General features: G+C 72.9%; 19 protein-coding genes. 9 read left to right on the forward strand and 10 right to left on the reverse strand.

Going from position 1 to position 21136, the window contains the following annotated elements; all coding sequences use genetic code 11:
* The first annotated feature begins 272 nt into the window (after nt 1-272).
* Nucleotides 273-1199 (forward strand): tyrosine-type recombinase/integrase, encoded by a 927-nt coding sequence (locus tag Q0840_RS06275; protein WP_298457633.1) that lies wholly within the window; start codon nt 273-275, stop codon nt 1197-1199.
* Between the two features lie 69 nt (nt 1200-1268).
* Here the strand turns inward: Q0840_RS06275 and Q0840_RS06280 are convergent, their stop codons facing one another.
* Nucleotides 1269-2192 (reverse strand): LysR family transcriptional regulator, encoded by a 924-nt coding sequence (locus Q0840_RS06280; RefSeq protein ID WP_298457636.1) that lies wholly within the window; start codon nt 2190-2192, stop codon nt 1269-1271.
* Between the two features lie 66 nt (nt 2193-2258).
* On the opposite strand from Q0840_RS06280, the gene Q0840_RS06285 reads away from it, so the two are divergent.
* The 4 genes from Q0840_RS06285 (at nt 2259) to Q0840_RS06300 (ending at nt 5807) form a co-directional block, all read left to right on the forward strand.
* Nucleotides 2259-3227 carry an EamA family transporter gene (locus Q0840_RS06285; RefSeq protein ID WP_298457639.1) on the forward strand — a complete coding sequence of 323 codons (969 nt, stop codon included), beginning with the start codon at nt 2259-2261 and terminating at the stop codon, nt 3225-3227.
* A gap of 435 nt (nt 3228-3662) precedes the next feature.
* Entirely contained in the window at nt 3663-4175 is a 513-nt protein-coding gene (locus Q0840_RS06290) for a hypothetical protein (protein WP_298457643.1), read from the forward strand.
* A 226-nt stretch (nt 4176-4401) separates the two neighbouring features.
* On the forward strand, nt 4402-4983 hold the full coding sequence (locus Q0840_RS06295) for a SigE family RNA polymerase sigma factor (protein WP_298457644.1): 582 nt from the start codon (nt 4402-4404) through the stop codon (nt 4981-4983).
* Nucleotides 4980-5807 (forward strand): hypothetical protein, encoded by an 828-nt coding sequence (locus tag Q0840_RS06300; protein ID WP_298457647.1) that lies wholly within the window; start codon nt 4980-4982, stop codon nt 5805-5807. The genes Q0840_RS06295 and Q0840_RS06300 overlap by 4 nt, the downstream gene beginning before the upstream one ends.
* A gap of 119 nt (nt 5808-5926) precedes the next feature.
* On the opposite strand, the gene Q0840_RS06305 is transcribed toward Q0840_RS06300, so the two are convergent.
* Nucleotides 5927-6631, reverse strand: coding sequence for an alpha/beta fold hydrolase (locus Q0840_RS06305; RefSeq protein ID WP_298457649.1), 705 nt, complete (start codon nt 6629-6631; stop codon nt 5927-5929).
* A 91-nt stretch (nt 6632-6722) separates the two neighbouring features.
* Nucleotides 6723-7133, reverse strand: a complete 411-nt coding sequence (locus Q0840_RS06310; RefSeq protein ID WP_367183077.1) for a phosphotransferase — start codon at nt 7131-7133, stop codon at nt 6723-6725.
* 621 nt (nt 7134-7754) lie between these two features.
* Here Q0840_RS06310 and Q0840_RS06315 point away from each other — a divergent pair.
* The 3 genes from Q0840_RS06315 (at nt 7755) to Q0840_RS06325 (ending at nt 11766) form a co-directional block, all read left to right on the forward strand.
* A complete protein-coding gene (locus tag Q0840_RS06315; RefSeq protein WP_298457656.1) occupies nt 7755-8261 on the forward strand; it encodes a heme-degrading domain-containing protein in 507 nt (168 codons plus the stop codon).
* Between the two features lie 80 nt (nt 8262-8341).
* Entirely contained in the window at nt 8342-9433 is a 1092-nt protein-coding gene (locus tag Q0840_RS06320; RefSeq protein ID WP_298457659.1) for a glutamate--cysteine ligase, read from the forward strand.
* 155 nt (nt 9434-9588) lie between these two features.
* The gene (locus Q0840_RS06325; RefSeq protein WP_298457662.1) at nt 9589-11766 is read left to right on the forward strand and encodes an ABC transporter ATP-binding protein; all 2178 of its coding nucleotides are present in this window, start codon (nt 9589-9591) and stop codon (nt 11764-11766) included.
* 12 nt (nt 11767-11778) lie between these two features.
* On the opposite strand, the gene Q0840_RS06330 is transcribed toward Q0840_RS06325, so the two are convergent.
* The gene (locus Q0840_RS06330; RefSeq protein WP_298457665.1) at nt 11779-12744 is read right to left on the reverse strand and encodes an aldo/keto reductase; all 966 of its coding nucleotides are present in this window, start codon (nt 12742-12744) and stop codon (nt 11779-11781) included.
* A gap of 131 nt (nt 12745-12875) precedes the next feature.
* Here Q0840_RS06330 and Q0840_RS06335 point away from each other — a divergent pair, with 131 nt between their 5' ends.
* Nucleotides 12876-13220: an RNA polymerase-binding protein RbpA gene (locus Q0840_RS06335; protein WP_298457668.1), complete on the forward strand. Its 345-nt coding sequence runs from the start codon at nt 12876-12878 to the stop codon at nt 13218-13220.
* An 853-nt stretch (nt 13221-14073) separates the two neighbouring features.
* On the opposite strand, the gene Q0840_RS06340 is transcribed toward Q0840_RS06335, so the two are convergent.
* From Q0840_RS06340 to Q0840_RS06365, 6 genes are all read right to left on the reverse strand, one after another.
* Nucleotides 14074-15720: an amidohydrolase gene (locus Q0840_RS06340; RefSeq protein ID WP_298457670.1), complete on the reverse strand. Its 1647-nt coding sequence runs from the start codon at nt 15718-15720 to the stop codon at nt 14074-14076.
* Between the two features lie 81 nt (nt 15721-15801).
* Nucleotides 15802-18663 carry an RNA helicase gene (locus Q0840_RS06345; RefSeq protein WP_298457672.1) on the reverse strand — a complete coding sequence of 954 codons (2862 nt, stop codon included), beginning with the start codon at nt 18661-18663 and terminating at the stop codon, nt 15802-15804.
* Between the two features lie 70 nt (nt 18664-18733).
* Complete coding sequence (locus tag Q0840_RS06350; RefSeq protein WP_298457675.1) at nt 18734-19636, reverse strand: diacylglycerol kinase family protein; 903 nt, start codon at nt 19634-19636, stop codon at nt 18734-18736.
* Complete coding sequence (gene tatC, locus Q0840_RS06355; protein ID WP_367183078.1) at nt 19633-20439, reverse strand: twin-arginine translocase subunit TatC; 807 nt, start codon at nt 20437-20439, stop codon at nt 19633-19635. Before tatC ends, Q0840_RS06350 begins: the two co-directional genes overlap by 4 nt.
* A 6-nt stretch (nt 20440-20445) precedes the next feature.
* Nucleotides 20446-20736: a Sec-independent protein translocase subunit TatA gene (gene tatA, locus Q0840_RS06360; protein ID WP_367183079.1), complete on the reverse strand. Its 291-nt coding sequence runs from the start codon at nt 20734-20736 to the stop codon at nt 20446-20448.
* Nucleotides 20737-20804: 68 nt separating this feature from the next.
* A complete protein-coding gene (locus Q0840_RS06365; RefSeq protein ID WP_298457677.1) occupies nt 20805-21134 on the reverse strand; it encodes a hypothetical protein in 330 nt (109 codons plus the stop codon).
* Nucleotides 21135-21136 lie beyond the last annotated feature (2 nt).

The raw sequence follows: 21136 nt of genomic DNA on the forward strand, positions 1-21136 counted from the left end.
CCTCCAGCTTGGACATCGCGCTAAGTGAAGCACGGAGAGCGCGCGACGGAGCGGACATCAGGTGTGGCTGGGCACTAGCACTCGGCGGCAGACCAGCGACGACCACCCGACAAGCGGGCCACACGGGCTCCTGGGACGGCGCGCTCACGTAGAGCCGATGGAGCCTCGGCCGGCGACCAACTCGCTCAAGCCGTGCCGCGAGTAACCCGGCTGCGTGCGCTTCGCGTCCTCCCGCCCGGCTTCGGGCGCTTGTGGCGGGCGCATGCTCGGCTATGACATCGACACCGGAGTACCTGCCACTGCCGCTGTTCGACGACCACTGGCGGGCCGACCCGCTGCGCCTGGCCGTCGCCGGATACCTCGCCCGCTACCGCGGCGAGACCCGCCGCCACGCCGAGTCAGACCTACGCGCGTACCTGACGTGGTGCGCCGAGCGCCGCCTGAATCCGCTCGCCGCTCGCCGACCGCACATCGAGCTGTACGTGCGGTGGATGCAGGAAACCCGCAACTACGCACCGTCGACAGTCTCGCGGCGCATGTCCATCGTCGCCGGCTTGTACCGCACCTGCGTCATCGACGACCTCCTCCAGCACTCACCCGCCGACTACGTCCGCCGCCCTAACGTGCCACCCGAATCGCCCACCCTGGGCCTGAGCCACCTGCAGCTCGAAGCACACCTGGCCGCCGCACGCCTGTCCGCCAACACCAGCGACTTCGCCCTCGTGTGCCTGCTCGGACTGCTCGGCCCGCGCATCTTCGAAGCCTGCGCACTCGACATCGGTGACCTTGGCGAAGAACACGGCCACCGGGTCCTGCGCGTGGTGGGCAAGGGCCACAAGGTCGTCCTGATCCCGCTGCCTCCAGCCGTCGCCCGCTCCGTGGACCGCGCGATCAATAACCGCACCGACGGGCCGCTGCTGCTCAACACCGCCGGCCGCCGGCTCGACCGGCACTCAGCCACCCGGCGACTGCGCCACCTCGCCGACGACGCCGGCGTCCGGCTCCCGTTCATGCACCCGCACATGCTGCGCCACACCTACGTCACCACGATGCTCGACGCCGGCGTCGACCTCCGCGACGTCCAGATCGCCGCCCGCCACGCCGACCCCCGCACCACCATGCGCTACGACCGAGCCCGCACCACCCTCGACCGACACCCCAACTACATCCTCGCCGCCTACATGGCCTCTGGAACGTGACAGTCGAACGCTCGTGCCGATGACCTGATGGGGTCGTGAACCCGTCGGCAGCCGGGGCTGCGGCACAGATCAACTTCGGTTGAGGTCCGCTGTCATCGCGACGAGTTCGTCGACGACCCGACGCACGACGATTCGCTCGGCACGGTCTCTACGCATCAGGATTTCGACTCGCCGAGCGGCGCGAACCCCACGGAGCGGGAGCAGTCGAATCGCGGGATGTTCACCAAAGGTGTGACGAGGGAGCAGCGCGACTCCATGACCGGCGGCCACGAGCGCGACGACGACGTGGAAGTCGTTGATGCGCTGAGACACACGAGGTGTACGGCCCGGCCCGGACGAGAGACCGGCAAGCACGCCAGCCACCGGGAAGCCCTCCCGCACCGCGATCCACTCCTCTCCAACGACGTCCTCAGGCCGCACCTCGTCGCGCCCAGCAAGTGGATGATTGAACGGCACCGCGACGTCGAGGGGCTCGCGGAACAGTGGCACGACGACCAGGCCGCGACCCGGCTCGCTCTGCCTCCAGCCGGCAGAGGCGGTCCCGCCATCCGGGCGATGTGCGATGACGACGTCCACGCGGTCGGCGAGGGGGACGAAGTCGTCCTGGGCGACGTCCTCGTCCAGGACTTCGAGGTCGATGCTGCCGAGGGCATGGACGCGAGTGAGCAGCTCCGGCAGAAGGAGCTCAGCCCCGCTCTGGAATGCCGAGACGCTCACGCGGCCACCGGGGTGCTCGAGGAAGGCCTCGCAAGCGGCACGAGCCTTTTCCAGGGCGACTGCGACGTCGACGGCAGCATCGGCCAGCGCATCTCCCGGGGCAGTCAGCCGTAGCCCACGCCCCACCCGCTCCGTCAGCCGGACCCCGACGTCTCGCTGAAGCGCCGACAGCTGCTGGGAGACCGCCGACGGCGTCACGTGCAGCACTGCAGCGGCAGCCGTCACTCCTCCGTGTGTCCGCACGGCGCGCAACGCCTCGAGTGCGCGGAAGTCCATGCAGCAACACTACAGTGTCGTGTCACGAACGTTCGATTGTGCTCACGTGCAGTCGGCGTCACGCTGATGGCCGTGCCGACAAAAGACCGCGTGCTCGCCCTGGTCGTGGCCTTCGTCTGGGGCCTGAACTTCCTCGCCATTCACCTCTCACTTCAACAGTTCCCACCGTTCTTCCTCGTGGCGCTGCGTTTCGCCGTCATTGCGATCCCCACGATTTTGCTCGTCCGGCGCCCCGCCGTGCCATGGCCGTGGCTGCTTGGATATGGATTCGGGTTCGGTGTGCTCCAGTTCGTCTTCCTTTATCTCGCGATGGACAACGGCATGCCCACCGGCCTGGCCTCGCTGGTACTGCAGTCGTCTGCCCCGTTCACCGTGCTGCTCGCGGGGCTTGTCCTGCGCGAGCGGCTGACGGCACGCCAGGCGGCAGGCGTGTGCCTTGCAATGCTTGGCCTGGCAGCGATCGGCGTCTACCGGGCGGGCTTGGACGGCGGAGCCACGTTGTCACCCGTCCTGTTGACATTGTGCGGAGGGTTGGGGTGGGCCGTTGGCAACGTTGCCAACCGGCAGGCACGCACCGATCGGCCGTTCGCGCTGATGTTGTGGATGACCGTCGTCCCCCCGCTACCGATGCTGGCGCTCTCCTTGGCCCTCGAGGGACCGGCCCGGATCGGTGCGTCCCTCACGACGCTCGACACGGTCCGCGGGGGCCTGGCCCTCGCCGGGCTGGGATTCACCGTCCTCGCGGCGACACTGATCGGGTCGGGCCTCTGGACCGCCCTGATGAGCCGGCACCCCTCGAGCACCGTCGCCCCGTTCTCCATGCTCGTCCCCGTCGTAGGTATGGGCGCATCGGCGGTGCTGCTGCGTGAGCCGACAACGGCCGCAGAGTTGGTAGCAGGCGCCCTCGTGGTGAGCGGCGTGCTGTTGTCCACAAGGCCCCAGCGGGGAACTCAGCTCATGACTGGGGCCGGAGACGAACCGTGCGCGAAAACCGTGCCGGCTGGGACGAATGGGCTCGCCGTGCGCCTGCACTAAGGCAATTGGTGCAGCGAGCATGCGGCGAACGCTCATGCCGCGCCGAGTGCGCGGGCGCCATCCGCACATGCAACGGGTCGCGCGCGGCACCGGTGGTCGGGCTTCTTCACCAGGTCCCGCCGGGCGCTGCCCGGCGACAGGCCGATTTAGGAGCGTCGGGCTCGCGATGCTCGATCTCGTATGAGCACTCGCCGCATCTTTGCTCGGGGTGGTGCTCACGCCAGTCGTGGCCACAAAGAGGGCAGTCGCCGTACGAAACTCGCCTAGCGCGCTGCCGCCGCCAACGGCTCGACGCCTTACCGATTGCTCGCCACACGCGGACACCCTCGCACGTGGATCTCGCCCATCCGCCCATGCCGCGTCGAGGGCGACTGCGCTCGCCCGGACATGCCGCTGAGAAGGTCGTCCCGGGCGACCTCGGTAGTGTCGGCGGGCATGGTGCAGCGGCGCAAGTACGCGATCGACAAGGCGGTCACGGACCGAGCGGAGGCTGAGGCCGTCTGCGCAGCGGTCATGGAGGTGCTGCGCCCGGTCATCCGTTCGGCCCAGATCGACGTGTTCACAGACCACCCCGAGCACATGCAGGAGGACGTGCGTCGCGCCGAGGCGCAACTGGTGGCGGAGGCGGAGCGCCGCAAGAAGCGCGGGTCCGACGGTCGCCTGGGGCTCGTGGTGAGCACCGGTGATCTGGAGTGGAGCGCGGTTGAGAGCTACGCCGGCTGGTCGATCAACGTAGACCTGACCGGAGCAGACGGTGAGGACCTCGCGACCTTCCACGATTGCGGGTACTCCGTCGTTGCCGAGTTGACGGACGACGAGGCTGTCGTACTTCGGGCCCGCCTGGCAGCCATCGCTCCTGTGAACTTGCTCAGTGACATTCACGGTCGTGGCCGTACAGAGAAGCGGACAGCACGGCGCTCCCGTCTGCGAGCCTGGCTGGGGAGCTGACGGGTCTGCTGCACGGATAGGTGGCACTGTCACCTATCCGTGCAGCAGACCCACGGGGACTGGTGCCGATGTTGATCACGAAGCAGGCGATCAAGCGTGCGCTCTCGAACACGCGCTGCTCCACCACGGTGGGCGCTGTTCAATACTCGTTCGTGAGCCGGAGCAACCTTGCCATGGTCGTCGGCGTCTACGGCGTATAGCTCACTTCCCCGATGGAGGACCCTTGATGACGAGTGCAGGTCGTGCCGCAAGAGCAGGGCCAGCGACGGACCGCCGCTCCGGTGACGAGACGCTCGCCGTCGAGTCCTTGGCCAGCGGGCGCCGGGAGGAGTTCACGGCCTTCATGGCAGATTCGCGACCCGCACTCGGCCGGCTCGCACTGTTCCTCAGCGGTGACCGCCACCGAGCCGAGGACCTGCTCCAGCACACCCATGTGCGCACCTACGCGGCATGGCCCAGGATCCGCGCTGGCGATCCGCACGCCTACGCACGTCGCGTGATGTCAAACCATCGAATAGACACCTGGAGGCGAACTCGCCGTGAGGACGTCACCGACCCAGCCGACATGCCTCACACAGCGGCGCCCGGGCCCCACGACACGGTTCAAGAACGCGATCGACTGGTGACTGCGCTGCGCCAACTCCCAGTACGTCGCCGCCGCGCAGTCGTCCTTCGCTACCTGTTCGACCTACCCGAACGACAAGTAGCCGAACTGATGGGCGTCAGCATCGGCACCGTGAAATCCACCGCCGCCCGCGGCCTGGCCCAACTACGCGAGTCGCTCCACACACAAGAGGTCGAGACATGAGCGACCAAGAGCACGACGACCTACGCAGGATCGCGCAGAACACACCCGGTGTCACCGTCGAGCCCGAACGGGTGTGGCGGGCAGTACGTCGACGCCGCGCCAAGGTCGTCGCCGCTGCCACTGGCGGCGGAGCCGTCGCCAGTGCCGCGGTGATAGTCGTGCTCCTCACTGGCGGACCCACCAACGGAAGCGGAAGCCAGGTACTCGTGGCGGGATCGTCGGATGACGCCAGCTCCTGGTCGGCAGTGACGACCACCGAAGCCGAGTATTCGCTCTGTGGTGAGCAGGTACCCAAGATCGACGGCTCCCCAGAGGGCGGCACGCTGCACCTGGACGTGCGAGTGACCACGGTGACTCCCTCCACTCAGTACGAAGCACCGCCAGCCGAAGACCACGTACCACTCTCTGGGCTCACGCTGACGCAAGATGATTACTGGAGCGTGAACGTTGCGATCATCAATGGAACCCGGGACACACTGAAGGCAGGTTTACACGGCCTCGAGGGGCCGGTCGTCTGGATCGCGCAAGACGGCGTAGTGGTGGGCTCCGTGAGCAGCGCCATCGCAGCGATGGGCGGGGTACCACCGCGGCCGGTCACGTGGCAGCCCGCCGAGGAGATCATCACCAACGCCGCTGGGCGGGTCGCCACGTGTGACCCGGCAGCCCTACGGTTGCCGGCCGGTCAGTACGAGGCCTACGCGATTCACCACATTCTGACCGCCCCGGTCGAGGCGCCGGACCCGCAAGGTGACGGTGACACCACGCTCACCGCGGAGCCGTTCCTTACGCTCGCCGGTGGCCCCTACAGCATCGCCCTGGACTAGCAGCTCCGTAGTGCGAATCACGCTGAGGAGCACGGGCGGCAAAGCGTTCACGCTCATGCCACGGCGCGGTCGATCAGGACGCCGGTCCCCGACCTTGGGGCAGACCGGGGCCAGTCCCCTCAGGGGCTGGCGTAGAAGTTCCGGATGACCGCATTCGCCTCGGGATGATCCTGCGGGCGATGGCCGTGCCCCTCGAGCACCTCGTGCCGGGCCCCCGACTCCTTGAGCGCCTCGGCGGTCTGTTCGTACAGCGGCAGCCAGCCACCGGTGATGACCAGGGTCGGCACGCGAGCGAGCACAGCAGCATCAATAGGTACGGCCCAAGGCGCAGGTACGGTGCGTAGCCGGCGCAGCGCACGAACCTGCTCGGTGGTCTCCGCTGGTGGTACCGGTGCGCCCAACGCCGTGAAGAAGCGCCTGGCGTACTCGATGTCATCGACCTCGGGATCGCTCCTGACATCGGCGAGTACGGGTCCCATGACGGTGATGTGCTCCTCGACGGCGGTCAGCCCGCGGGCGAGGCTGAAGCACGCTGGCTCGAACAGCACCATGCTGCGCACTGGCTGAGCGAAGTCCTGCGCAGCGAGCAGTGCAGCCACAGCTCCCTGCGAATGCGCCAGCACGTCCAGTGGCTTATCGGCGCATGTGAGCAACGCGTTGACCTGCGAGGCCACCAGGTCCTTGACGACAGAGGCAGTGGGTTCGGCAGCGTCTTGCCAGTCAAGCCAGATCGCTTCGGAAGAGGAACTACTCGCCAAGTCGAGCTGACAAGGCCACGCCTGCGATCCCCCGCGACCGGCGCCGTGCACATAGACCATCGGCATGGGGCAACCATGCACGCCCGACCGCGAGCTGGGCGACGACGCGCCAGCGGACCGGTCACCCAGCGCCGCCTACGACCGGCCCCACATCCGCTCACTGCGCAGACTCTTCCTCGCTGGCGGTCCTGTCGGGCACCTTGTGGGGTGCCGGCGTCACGGGGTCGCCGGTCGGGTCGACGGAGCGCAGCGCGACGAGGAACGCCGCCAGGTCCTCAGCGAGGCGTACGGGGTGCCGGAGATCGACCGATGACGCCGGCTCGCCGTCGAGCCAGCCGTACACCGACCACGGTGCCGGGAAGTGCACGGACGCCGCCCCACACCGAAGACCACGGGCACCGGCAGCGGCAGCGACGGACCCAGCCGCGGCAGCCAGGTCTGCTCCTTGGCGACCTGAGGGACGTACCCCGCGGCGCTCGGGAGCCGCACGCTCGGCTCGTCGCCGAGCCGGAACATGCGGTGGTCGTTGCCGCCGGGGTCCACCGGTCGCACCGGGAGCTGGGACCACGCCGGGAACTGCTCGCGCAGCAGCGCCCGGACCAGGCTCGAGTCGATCCGGTTCGAGTCGATCCGGTCGGCCTCGACCCGGCCGGCGTCGACCCGGGGCGCGTCGATGCCGTCCGAGCTCACGGTCGGGACGCTACCGAAGAAGCTCGTACCCTCGTGCCGCCGCCGCTCCCCGACCGTCACGGCAGCAGGCGCGGCACCACCGATCCGCACGGTGGCCTCGCCCTCGTGGGCGCCCACCGGAACCCGCGACGATCACGCGCGCCGTGCCGTCGTCGTCGGCGTCCACGGTCGCGGGCGCCGCCGTCGACCCCGACTGGGTCCCGTCGACCATGAGGCCCGTCCGGGGCGTCGGCGTGATCCCGAGGGCCTGGTCGTCGCACCCGTCGACGAGGCGCGGGGCCCCGACCGTCAGCACCTCCCCCGGCGCGACGGTGGCCCTGTCGATGGTCGTCAGCGCACCTGCGCACGCGTTGTCAGCGCTGCTCCCGCCGCCGGGCGTGCCCGTCGAGCAGGCCACGACGAGCGCCAACGGTGCGGCGACCCCGAGCACCCGCCGCGCGGGCGCCCGCGGCGAGGGCGCCGGTTCGACGGCGCCGCCGTCGCGGGCCAGGATCGGCACATGACCACCACGCCCGACCACGCCGACGGCGCCACCGCTGACCCCGACGTCGCCTCGTTGATCGCCCGCGTGGAGGCCGAGGAGCGCGAGCTCGTCTTCACCCGGTTCGACAACGACGACGCCTGGCGCCTGGGCTGCCGGCTCGTGGAGACGGCTCGGCAACGTGCACTGGGGGTGACCGTGGACATCCGTCGCGGCCCGCAGCAGCTGTTCCACGCCGCGTTGCCGGGTACCACTCCGGACAACGACAGCTGGATCGACCGCAAGGTGCGGGTCGTGGAGCGGTTCGGGGCGTCGTCGTACCTGGTCGGGCTGCGCGCCCGGCACCAGGGCATCACCTTCGCCGCCCAGCACGACCTGCCGTTGCAGGAGTACGCGGCCCACGGCGGCTGCTTCCCGGTCCGCGTGCGCGACGTCGGGATGGTCGGCACGGTGACCGTCTCCGGCCTGCCGCAGGCCGACGACCACGCGCTGGTGGTCGAGGTGGTCCGCGAGTTCCTCGGCTGACGCCCCTGGCCCGGCGCCGTGGGGCGGGTCACAGCGCCGCTCGGGGGACACCTGTCGGTGGCACCCCGCAGACTGTGCGGGTGCGCACAGTCGGGGTCGAGGAAGAGTTCATGCTGGTCTCCCCCGACGGTGGCCTGCGCCCGGTGGCGGCGGCCGTCCTGCGGTACGCCCGGCGGACCGAGGACCAGTCGAGCGACGTCCCCGGCGGCCACCTGGAGAAGGAGCTCAAGCAGGAGCAGATCGAGACGTCCACGCACCCGTGCGAGGACCTCGAGGACCTGGCCCGGGAGATCCGTTCGGGACGCGCTGCGGCCGACGCGTCCGCCCAGGCGGCCGGGGCCCGGCTCGCCGCGGTGGCCACCGCACCGAGCGCGCTGAGCACGTCCGTGTTCGCCGACGAGCGCATCGGTCGCATCGCCGAGGCGTTCGGACCGCTGGTGGACGAGCAGCTCACCTGCGGCTGCCACGTGCACGTCGAGGTCGCCGACGACGACGAGGGGGTCGTGGTGATCGACCACCTGCGCTCCTGGACCGCCGTGCTGCTCGCGCTGAGCACGAACTCCCCGTTCTGGGGCGACCAGGACACCGGCTACTCGAGCTACCGCACCCAGATCTGGGGCCACTGGCCGACGGCGGGCCCCACCGCGCCGTTCGGCGACGCGTCGACCTACCGGCGCGTGGTGGCGGACCTGGCGAGCAGCGGCACGATCCTCGACGAGGGGATGGTCTACTTCGACGCGCGTCTGTCGGCGCGCTACCCCACCGTCGAGGTGCGCGTCGCGGACGTGTGCCTCGACCCCGACGACGCCGTCCTGCAGGCCGCGCTGGTGCGCGGGCTGGCCGAGACCGCGGTGGCGTCCGGGGGCGCGGGCCCGCAGCCGCGCACCGAGGTGCTGCGCGTCGCGGCCTGGCGAGCGGCTCGCTCCGGGCTGCGCGGCGACCTGCTCAACCCCCTCACCGGCCGTCCCGCGCCCGCGGCGTCCGTGGTGCGGACCCTGCTGGCGCACGTCTCCCCCGCACTCGAGCGCACCGGAGACCTGGACCGGGTGACCGCACGCCTGGACGTGCTGCTCGACCGGGGGACCGGTGCGGACGCCCAGCGCCGATGGCGCGACGAGGGCCTGACCGACGGCGAGCTGCTCGCCCGGGCGACGGCGAGGACGCTCGCGTGAGCACGCGAGCCGGCACGCCACCGGGTACGCCACCGGGTACGCCACGCAACGGCGCGTCGCCACGCGCGCCGGACGCTTCGTCGTCGGCCGTCCCCGACGCGTCGGATCCGGCGGCGTCGACCGTGCCGGACCCGTCGGGCCCGTCCGCGTCGGCCGTGCCGGCCTCCCCCGCCCTGCTGCGACGGATCGGCGCGCTGCTCACGCCGTACCGGGGCTCGCTCGTACTCGTGGCCGTCGCCATCCTGGTGAGCTCCCTGCTCGGCGTCGTGACGCCGTTCCTCACCCAGCGGGTGTTCGACGACGCGCTGTTTCCCGTCGACGGGTCCGGGGTCGACCTGCGGCTGCTGCTCGTGCTGACCGCCGCGATGATCGTGATCCCGCTGGTCAGCTCCGCGATCGGCATCGGCCAGACGTTCCTCACGACCAAGGTCGGCAACCTGGCGATGGCCGAGCTGCGCGGGCGGCTGTTCGAGCACCTGGAGCGGATGGAGCTCGCCTTCTTCACGGCGACCAAGACCGGCTCCATCCAGTCGCGGCTGGCGAACGACGTGGGTGGGGTCCGGTCCGTCCTGACCACGACGGCGTCCTCGATCCTGTCCAACCTGGTGACGGTCGTGGCCTCGCTGGTCGCGATGGTGCTGCTGAGCTGGCAGCTGACGCTCGTCGCCGTCGCGCTCATGCCGGTGTTCGTCGTGCTGCAGCGACGGGTGGGAGCCCGGCGCCAGCGCCTGGCGCGCGCGACGCAGGAGTCCCTGTCGGACATGACGGCGATCACCGAGGAGGCGCTGAGCGTCTCGGGTGTGCTGCTGGCCAAGATCTTCAACCGGGCCGACGCCGAGGTCGCGCGGTACCGGGTCGAGAACGAGCGACAGGTGGGCCTCCAGGTCCGCCAGGCCATGGCCGGCCAGGGCTTCTTCGGCGTGGTGAGCGCGTTCATGGCGATCACCCCGGCGCTGGTCTACCTCGTCGCCGGGTCCATGCTGGCCGGCGGTGAGCCGGGCGGCGCGGCCGGTGCGGCCGGTTCCGGCGTCGCGATCTCGGCCGGGACGCTGGTGGCGTTCTCCACGCTGCAGGCGCGGCTCATGATGCCCATGGTGTCCCTCATGCGGGTCGCGCTGGACGTGCAGACGTCGCTCGCCCTCTTCCGGCGGATCTTCGAGTACCTCGACCTGACCCCGGCGATCAGCGACCGGCCCGGCGCCGAGACGCTCGACCGGTCCACCGTGCGGGGCTCGGTCGAGCTGGACGGCGTCTGGTTCGCCTACCCGCCGCCGCCTCGGCTGGTCGCCCCACCGCCCGCCCCGCGTGGCGGCCGTGGTGGTGGCGGTCGGGGTGGTGGTGGCGGTGGTGGTGGCACGAGTCTGGGGCTGGCGGCCCTCGGGCTGCCGCCGAGCGGTCCGGGCAGACCGCCGGTGGCCACGTCGGCGCCCGGGCTGGCCGTCCCCGCGGTCGGCCCGGCCGACGCCCTCACGCCGCCGACCGGCGGCACACCCGACGGCGCGGCCGACGCGCGGCCCGGGTCCGGTGACGTCCCGGGGGCGCGGGGTGGTGCGGGCCACGGTGCGCGGCGACGCCCGTGGGCCGTCCGGGACGTGTCGCTGCGGGTCGAGCCGGGTCAGCTCGCCGCCTTCGTCGGCCCGTCCGGCGCGGGCAAGACGACGCTCAGCTACCTGGTGCCACGGCTGTACGAGGTGGACCGCGGCGCCATCCGCATCGACGACCGGGACGTGCGCGACGTCACGCTCGGGTCCCTGGCCGACGTGGTGGGGATGGTCACCCAGGACCCGTACCTGTTCCACGCGACCATCGCGGACAACCTGCGTTACGCGCGGCCGGACGCGAGCGACGAGCAGCTCGCCGAGGCGTGCCGCTCGGCGAACATCCACGAGCGCATCATGTCGTTCCCCGATGGGTACGCGACCACGGTCGGCGAGCGGGGCTACCGGCTGTCCGGCGGGGAGAAGCAGCGGCTGGCGATCGCCCGCGTGCTGCTCAAGGACCCGCGGGTGCTCATCCTGGACGAGGCGACGTCGGCGCTGGACTCGGCCTCGGAGCGGCTCGTCCAGGACGCGCTCGCCACCGCGATGGCCCGGCGGACCACCCTGGCGATCGCGCACCGGCTGTCGACCATCCGGCACGCGGACGTCATCTTCGTGGTCGACGACGGGCGGGTGGTCGAGCGCGGCACGCACGACGAGCTCATCGGGTCGCCCGACGGCCTCTACGCGCGCCTGTACGCCGAGCAGTTCGGCGGCGGGCGGGTGCAGGCCCGCTTCGCCGACGGCGTCATGTTCACCGACGGGGTGGTCCTGGCGCAGCCGTCCACCGAGTAGCAGCCCCGCTGCTCAGACCGGGCCGGGCGACGCCTCGTCGATCGCCGCGAGCTGCTCGAGCGTCGGCTGCCACGAACCGGCGGCCACGTTCGCGCGCACCTGCTCGGCCCGGCTCGCGCCGGCGATCACCGAGGCGACCCCCGGCTGCGCCGCGAGGCCACCCATGGCGACCGTCAGCAGGTCGATCCCCCACTGCCCCGCCAGCGCCTCGAGCGCCTCGATGCGGTCGAAGTCCGCGGCCGCCAGTCGCTCGGGCCGCCGCGCGAGGCGGGTGCCCTCGGCAGCCGGCTCACCACGACGGTACTTGCCGGTGAGCAGACCCGATGCGAGCGGGAAGTAGGGCAGGATCCCGGCGCCGACCCGCTCGGCCGCCGGCACGACCTCCTTCTCGATGCCCCGCTCCAGCAGCGAGTAGTGGTCCTGCACGGACACGAACGGGGTCAGGCCCTGGGTACGGGCCGTCCAGTCGGCGTCCACCACCTGCCACGCGCCGAAGTTCGACGAGCCGACGTACAGCACCTTGCCCTCGGTGACGAGCTCGTGCAGCGCGCCGAGCGTCTCGGCGATGGGCGTCGCGGAGTCGGGCATGTGCATCTGGTACAGGTCGATGTGGTCGGTGCCCAGGCGGCGCAGCGACCCCTCGACGGCCCGGCGGATGTAGCGGCGTGAGCCGCGCGCGCCGTGGTCGTCCCCGTAGGCGCCGCGCATGTCCGCGCCGAACTTGGTCGCCAGCACGACGTCGTCGCGCCGGCCGGCCAGGGCCGCGCCGAGCAGGCTCTCGCTCTCGCCGGGCGAGGAGCCGTAGATGTCGGCAGTATCGAGGAGGGTGATCCCGGCGTCGACGGCGGCCGAGACGACACCCGGCACGTCGTCGGGGTCGATGGTCACCCCGAAGGCGTTGCAGCCCAGGCCCACGGTGGAGACCACCAGGCCCGAGGTGCCCAGACGACGGTACGAGGGGGAGGAAGTCGTGGTCACCACAGCACCCTAGACGCGCGGGGGCGGGCGGCGTTCACCGGACCTTCACGTCCGGGCGGAACACCCCGGCCCCCCACCTCGTTGACCCATCGGTAGAGCACGAGACGACACGGCACCACGGAGGTTTGACGATGGCGAACCGGTCGCTGCGCGGAATGCGCATCGGATCCAACAGCATGGAGACGGAGGAGGGCGTCGAGTTCGCCCCCCGTGTCCTGGCCCACTACGACGCCCCGAACGGCGTCAGTGTGACCGTCCCCTTCTCGATCGAGGCGGAGATCCCGCTGGTCTGGGAGATCCCGGGCGGTGGCGAGGCGCTGCTGCGCGGCGCCGAGCGTCCCGAGGCGAAGGCGGGCAAGCCGCCGCGCACGCACTGGGACATGCTGCTCGAGCGCCGCACCATCAAGGAGCTCGAGGTGCTGCTCGAGGAGCGCCTCGAGCTGCTGCGTGCGGGCAAGCTGCGCCGCAGCGCCTGACCCCACGCGCAGCACCGCAGCACCGCATGACGGGCGCGCAGTCGGTCCAGCCGCCCCGCAGGTCCACCGAGCAGCCGGCGCACCGCGCCGGCTGCTCGGTGCGTCCCGCGCCGTGGCACGACGCGGATGCCCCGGCGTGAGCCCGGGCACGCTCAGCGCCACCCACGGGACGCTCCCGACGGCGTCGTGGGCCCGGGCGAGGTGGCAGGAAGAGGACCAGCCCCCGGCCGGACCCGGCCAGGGCGTTCCACCGCGCGCTGTCGCGGCGCAGCACGGCGAACGGCAGCGCCATGCCGACGGACGCGGCGCCTCACCACCCGCGCGCCCCGGGAACGCCGACTCGGTGACCAGTCCACCGGCCACGCCCGGCACCCCGACCCAGCGGCGCGACGGCTCAGGGCGGTGCGGCACGCCGCAAGGCCGTGTCAGCGCACCGACAGGCCGTGTCAGCGCACCGAGCGGTCCGACCGGCCCGCGTGTCCTTCGGTCCAAGCGGCGCGAGGTCGCGCCGCTTGTTTTCTGGTGAACACGCGGGCCCAGCCGGAACCCCGCCCGGGTGCCGCGCCCTCGGCCCCGCAGAGCGGGGACGACACCGTGTCGAACGGGTGGAACGTCGCACGAACCTACCCGGCGACCGGGGGGTGTCAAGCGACCGTCGCCGCAGGCCAGCGACGTCACCGCTGGTCACGAGCAGGTCACGAACCACCCGGACGGGGCGGCCGTCCGGCGTGTCGGCGGCGTGTCCTGGCGTGTCGTGACGAGCCGGGTGGGCGTGTCGCCCGGAGCAGCGGACGGTGGCCGACGAGCGGATGAGCATCGGGTGAGCACCGGGTGACCGGCAGCCCGCCCGGCCCTACCCCAGGGTGTCGTGCACGACGACGCCGTCGCGGACGGTCCGGACGCAGACCGGCTCGGGCGCGCCGGGGCCGAGGTCCGGCAGCAGCGGCGTGCCGGACCGCGCGTCGGTGCTCCACGCCGACGACACCCGGCCGTCCGCCGCCTGCACCGCCAGGTGCTCGGCGCGCCAGACGGCCAGGTGCGCCGGAGACCCGATCCGCAGCTCCCCCGCGCCGGTGTGGTCCAGGCCGGCGGCCCGCCAGCCGCCGCGGGTGTGCGCCCGGAACGCGGCCCGCGGGGAGATCCGCTGGACCGGCTCGTGGTGGGCCATGGCGGCCCGCACGCCGGCCCAGGGACCGAACGGGGTCACCGGCGCGTCGGATCCGAACGCGATCGGGATGCCGGCGGACGCCAGGTCGGCGAACGGGTTGAGGCGCGCGGCGCGCGCCGCACCGAGCCGGGCGGCGTACATGCCATCCGGGCCGCCCCACGCCGCGTCGAAGGCGGGCTGCATGCTCAGCCGGACCCCGAGCCCGGACAGCGCCGCGATACCGGCTGCGTCGAGCATCTCGGCGTGCTCCAGGCGATGACCGGCCGCCCGGACCGAGCTGGTCCCGCCGGCGTCGGCCGCGGCCCGCAGACCGGCGAGCACCTCGTCCATCGCCCGGTCGCCGATGACGTGGAAGGCGGCGTGCAGCCCGGCCGCCGCGACGGCGCCCAGGTGCGCCGCGATCGCGTCCGCGGCGAGGTACAGCGGACCCCGGTCGGCGGCGGAGTCGTCGGCGTACGGCTCGCGCAGCGCGGCCGTGCGGGACCCCAGGGCGCCGTCGACGCTGAGGTCGCCGCCGATGCCGGTGAGTCCGGGGACGGCGGCGGCCAGCTCGCGAGCGTCGTCCGCCGTCCGGCAGAGCTCGCCGCGGTAGCCCACGACCTGGACCAGCCCACCGGCCGGGTCCGCCGTCATGGCCAGCAGCCGCGCCAGGCCGTCCCGGGTGTCGATGCCCGGGGCGCTGTGCTCGTGCACGGACGCGATCCCGGCAGCCGCGGCCGCGGCCAGGCCACGCCGGTACAGCGCGTCGCGCCGGGCGGGCTCGACGGTGCGGGCCGCGGCCCGGGCGGCGTGGTGGGCGTCGCGCTCGACGCGGCCGTCGTCGGTCCACCCGGGCAGGCCGACCGCGCCGGCGGCCCGGGCGAACGACGTGGAGACGACCGCGGAGTGCACGTCGACCCGGGCCAGGTACACCCGCGCCCCGCGGGCCGCGTCGTCGAGCTCCTGGCGGGTCGGCGGCCGGCCCTCGGGCCAGTCGAGCTCGTCCCAGCTGTGCCCCAGCAGGGGGCTGTCGCCGGCCGACGCCGGCGCGGCGTCGACCGCCGCGCGGATCGCGGCGAGCGCCTCCGCGAGCGAGCGCACCCCGGCCGCGGCGGACAGGTCCAGGCTCTCCATCGCGAGCGCCGTCTCCAGCACGTGCACGTGCGCGTCGACGAACGCCGGCGCGACCAGCGCCCCGTCCAGGTCCACGACCACGTCGGCCCCGGCGGCCAGGCCGGCCGCGGTGTCCTCCGCCCCGAGCCACGCGACGGTCCCGTCGACGACGAGCAGCGCCTCGGCGAACGGGTCGGCGGGTGAGTGGACGACGCCGTTGCGGTACAGGGTGGAGGTCACGACCGCTCACCCTAGGCGAGCAGTCCCACCGCTGCGGCTCACCCGTCCGGCATCCGCCGGTCGTCCGTTCCCGCCCGCGACCTACACCGAGGAGTACGCCACCACCCCGCGCCGCAGCGCCGTCACCCCGCGTCGGGCCGCCTCGGCGACCCGGGGGCTGGGTGCCGCCTGGGAGAGCTGGTCCAGCAGGTCGATGACCTGCTTGCACCAGCGCACGAAGTCGCCGGCGGCCAGGTCGGTGCCCTTGAGCACCGCGTCCAGGCTCCGACCGGAGGCCCACCGGTGCACCGGCTCGACCAGCCCGAGGTCGAGCGGACCGGTCGACTCGATCGCGTGCTCGGACTCCAGGTCGTCCAGCTCGGACCAGATGCGCACGGTCTCGTCGAGCGCACGCGCCAGCCGGCCCTGCGGCCCGCCGGGCACGTGCGGCTCGGCGTCACGGTCGTCACGGCGGGCGGAGTACACGACGGTGGAGACCGCCGCCGCCAGCGCCGGGGCGTCGAGCTCGTCCCACGCCCCGCGGCGCAGGCACTCGGCGACCAGCAGGTCGTTCTCGGCGTACAGGCGCCGCAGCCACCGCCCGTCCGGGGTGACCTCGACGTCGCCCGGGACGCCGTCCACGTCCCCGGGCGTCAGGTAGCCCAGGCGCTGCAGCACGTCGCAGATACGGTCGAACACGCGCGCGATCGAGCTCGTGCGGCCCTGGATGCGCTGGACCAGCGCGTCGTGCTCGCGGCGCAGCCGGTCCCACCGCTCGGCCCAGCGGGCGTGCTCCTCGCGGTCCGGGCAGCCGTGGCACGGGTGCGCGCGCAGCCGGCGCCGCAGCGCGGCCAGCTCGGCGTCGTCACCGGACGCGCCGTCCCGCGCGCGCGCCGGACCGCGGCGCCCGCCGCGCGGGACCGCCGCGTCGGGCAGGGACTCGCGCAGCGTCGCCGCCAGGTCCCGGCGCGCGGGTGCGTTGCGCCCGTTGAACCCCTTGGGCACCTTGATCCGGGTCACCGTGCGCACGCCACCGGGTGAGTCCGCGACCGAGAGCCGCCGCACCTGACGGTCGGTGGTCAGCACCAGCGGCTGGGGTCCGTCGAACCCGGCGTGGGTGGCCGGCTCGAGCACGACGGCGTACCCCGATCGCCGCCCGGCCGCGATCTCCACCACGTCCCCCACCCGCACCGACTCCAGGGACCGCACCGCGTCGGCCCGCCGCTCACGGGTCGCCTCGCGGCTCAGGTGATGCTCGCGGTCGGCGATGGACCGGCGGATGGCGGCGTACTCGGCGAAGTCCCCGAGGTGGCACCGCATCGCCTCGGCGTACCCGTCGAGCGCCTCGGTGTGCGCCTGCGCCTGCCGGGCCAGCCCGACCACGCCCCGGTCGGCCTGGAACTGCGCGAACGAGGTCTCCAGCACCTCCCGGGCACGCTCCCGGCCCACCTGGGCGACCAGGTTGACCGCCATGTTGTACGTCGGGCGGAAGCTGGACCGCAGCGGGTACAGCCGCTTGGACGCGAGGCCGGCCAGCGCCACCGGGTCCAGCCCCGGGTGGTCCACCACGACGGCGTGCCCCTCGACGTCGATCCCGCGGCGGCCGGCGCGACCGGTCAGCTGGGTGTACTCCCCCGGCGTGACGTCGACGTGGTTGGACCCGTCCCACTTGACGAGCTTCTCCAGCACGACCGAGCGGGCCGGCATGTTGATCCCCAGCGCGAGCGTCTCGGTCGCGAACACGACCTTGACCAGCCCGCGGGAGAACAGGTCCTCGACGGTCTCCTTGAACAGCGGCAGCATCCCGGCGTGGTGGGCGGCGACACCGCGCGCGAGCGCCTCGCTCCACTCCCAGTAGCCCAGGACCTGCAGGTCCTCGGGCGGGATGGTCGCGCAACGCTCCTCGACGATCTGGCGGATCTGCTCTTCCTGCTGCGGCGTCGTCAGGCGCACCCCGGCGGCCAGGCACTGCGAGACGGCGCCCTGGCAGCCGGCGCGGGAGAAGATGAAGTAGATCGCCGGCAGCAGCCCGGCGTCGGCGAGGACGTCCACGACGGCGAACCGGGGCGTCGGCCGGAACCCTGCGCTGCCCCCGCTGAACCCGCCCCGTCCCCCGCCGCCGCGGTAGCCCCGGTCGCCGCGCCCCCGGCCTCCCGGTCCGCGTCCGGGGCCCCCGGGCCCGCCGGTGCCGCCCTCCCGGTCGCGGCGCCGCAGAGCGATCATCAGGTCGGGGTTGATCGGCGGGTTGGGCCCCGGCGCGGTCGGGTCGACGTGCCCGGCGTACAGGTCGAGCAGCGCGTCACGGGTCAGCACGTGCTGACCCAGCGGGACCGGCCGGTGCTCGCTGACCACCACGGCGGTGTCGCCGCGGACCATCTCCAGCCAGTCCCCGAACTCCTCGGCGTTGGACACCGTCGCGGACAGCGACACGAGCTGCACGTCGGGCGGCAGGTGGATGATCACCTCCTCCCACACCGGCCCGCGGAACCGGTCGGCGAGGTAGTGCACCTCGTCCATCACCACGAAGCCCAGTCCCTGGAGGGCGTCGGAGCCCGCGTACAGCATGTTGCGCAGCACCTCGGTGGTCATCACGACGACGGGGGCGTCCCCGTTGACGGACGTGTCCCCCGTCAGCAGGCCGACCCGGTCCGGCCCGTACCGGCGCACCAGGTCGCCGTACTTCTGGTTGGACAGCGCCTTGATGGGGGTGGTGTAGAACGCCTTGCGGCCGCCGGCGAGCGCGAGGTGGATGGCGAACTCCCCGACGACGGTCTTGCCCGCCCCGGTGGGGGCGGCGACCAGGACGCCACGGCCGCCCTCGAGCGCCTCGCAGCCGGCCACCTGGAAGTCGTCGAGCTGGAAGCCCAGCAGGTCGCGGAAGCTCGCGAGCTCCGTCTTCGCCGCCGCTGCCCGACGGCGGGAGGCCGCGTACCGCTCGGCCGGGCTCAGGTCGACGTCTGCCATCCCTCCACCCTAGGTCGCGGCCGGGTCACGGTCGCGGCGGGGACGGGCGCCTCGCCGGGGCCGGTCCTGGTCAGGCCAGGACGGCGAGCGCTCCCGCCCGGACCTCGACCTCGAGGGCCAGCGGACCCAGCGGCTCGCCATCGGCGAACGCGGGCGGTGGCGCGGGACCCGACCCGGCGTCGGCCTCGACCAGGATGCGGCGGCCGCGCAGCACCCGCACCGCGGGGTGCCGGACGTGGCGGCCGGCGTAGGCACCGGGCAGCAGCGCCGCGATGCCGCGTCGGGTGACCGGGCCCGCGACCACGACGTCCAGCAGGCCGTCGTCCAGCGCGGCGTCGGGCGCGATGCGGATGCCCCCGCCGAACCGCGGCGCGTTGGCCACCGCGACGAGGGTGCCGGCGGACTGCCAGACCTCGCCGTCGTCGATGGTCACGCGGTACCCGTAGGGGGCGAACCGGGCCAGCTCGGCGGCGACCGCCCGGACGTACCGGGCGCCGCCCTGCGGGTGACGCAGGGTCAGCGCTCGTGCGCTCACGGCCGCGTCGAACCCGCACGACAGGACCCCGACGTACCACCTGGCCGTCGCTGCGCCGGGTGGTCCGGCCCGGACCGCGTCGACGCGTCGGGGGCCGCGGGCCAGGGCGTCCTCGAGGCGGCCGACGGCGCCGTCGACGTCCCCGCGCGGCAGCTCCAGGGACCGGGCCACGTCGTTGCCCGAGCCCGCCGGCACGATCCCCAGCGGGACCCCGGTGCCGGCGGTGAGCGCGAGGGCGGCGTGGACGGTCCCGTCCCCGCCGACGGCGACCACCGCGTCCAGCCCGTGCGTGCGGTCGCCCGGCGTCACGGTGTCCGCGCGGGTCAGGACCCGCACGTCGTGCCCGCGACGGCGCAGGCGGTCGACCGTCGCGGCGCCCGCGCGGGCGCCACGGCCGCCGGCGGCGGTGGGGTTGACCAGGACGCCGAGCCGGGTCATCCCCCCTGCTCGGCGAGGAACGCGGCCTCCTCGGCCGCGAGCCGGCGGGCGCGCCGGCGGTCCAGCACGAGGCCGATGCCGACCGCGACGAAGTACAGCAGCATGATCGGCACGGCCAGGACCAGCATGGACAGCACGTCGCCCGTGGGGGTGGCGACGGCGCCGAAGACGAACGACAGCATGACCGCGACCCGCCAGCCCTGCAGCCAGGTGCGTCCCTCGACCGCGCCGACCATGGTGAGCGCCACCATGACCACCGGCAGCAGGAAGCCCGCGCCGAACGCGAGCACCATCCGCATGACGAAGCTGAGGTACTCCTGGGCGTTGATCAGGTTGAGCGCGTCGGCCGGGGTGAACCCGGTGAGGACGCCGACCGCCTTGGGCAGCAGCCACCACGCCAGGAACGCCCCGGTCAGGAACAGGGGGACCGCCGCCGAGATGAAGCCGACCGTGACCAGCCGTTCACGGTGGGTCAGCCCCGGGGTCACGAACGCCCACAGCTGGTAGACCCACCAGGGGCTCGAGATCAGGACGCCGACGAACAGCGACACCTTGATCTTCATGTCCAGCGGCGCCATCACCCCGCCGAAGTTGAGCTGGGTGCCCTGCTCAGCGCCCTGCAGCTGCACGACGGGTGCCTGCAGGATCTCGAACACCACCGGGTAGAGCACCCAGCCGAGCACGGCGCCGATCACCAGCCCGAGCGCCGCGCGGCCGACCCGCTTGCGCAGCTCGACGAGGTGCTCGCGCAGTGGCATCCGACCGTCGCCGGTGGTCCGGCGACGGGTGCTGCGTGAGCTCACCGGGACTCAGACCTGCTTGCGGTCGGACGCGTCGGTCGGGAGCACGCTGACGGCGGGGTCGCCGTGCGGTGGCGTGGTGCCCGCGTGCTGGCTGTCCGGCAGCGCTGCCGGCGTGGCCGTGGCGCCCCCCGACGTCGCGGGACGGTCGTCGTCGCGCAGGTCCTTGACCTCGGTCTTGAAGATCTTCAGCGAACGCCCGACGCTGCGGGCGAGGTCCGGCAGCCGCTTCGCCCCGAACAGCAGCAGGATGACGAGCACGATGAGAAGGATCTCCATCGGCTTGAGGTTCATCGGCATGATGCTCCTTCGCTGGACGAGCAGATGGCCACCATGCTAGCTGCGCCGCGGCCCGGCGGACTCACGGATCAGCGACTGAGCCGCTGCCAGCGGGTGAACGTCCGGGTGTGCCGCCGCCGGCGCTCGGCGCGCCGTGCGTCCCGCGCCGCGCGGAGCCGCACGAGGTGCTCTCGGTGGCGCTGCGGGTCGGTGAGCACGTCGTGCCCGGACCTCCCCGCTGCGGCGGCCGCGGCGGCCGTGAGCTCGTCCGCGCGGTCGGCCATCTGCCCGACGACGTCGGCCGCCCGCTCGAGCTCGGCCATCAGGGCGCGGCCCTTGCGCCACAGGTCACGGCCCAGCCAGACGGCGCTCGCGAGCGTCGCGACGACGAGGACCGACCAGACCGTGAACCAGAGCACCG

Origin of the sequence: uncultured Cellulomonas sp. (genome assembly GCF_947494015.1) — a bacterium.
Taxonomy (GTDB): domain Bacteria; phylum Actinomycetota; class Actinomycetes; order Actinomycetales; family Cellulomonadaceae; genus Pengzhenrongella.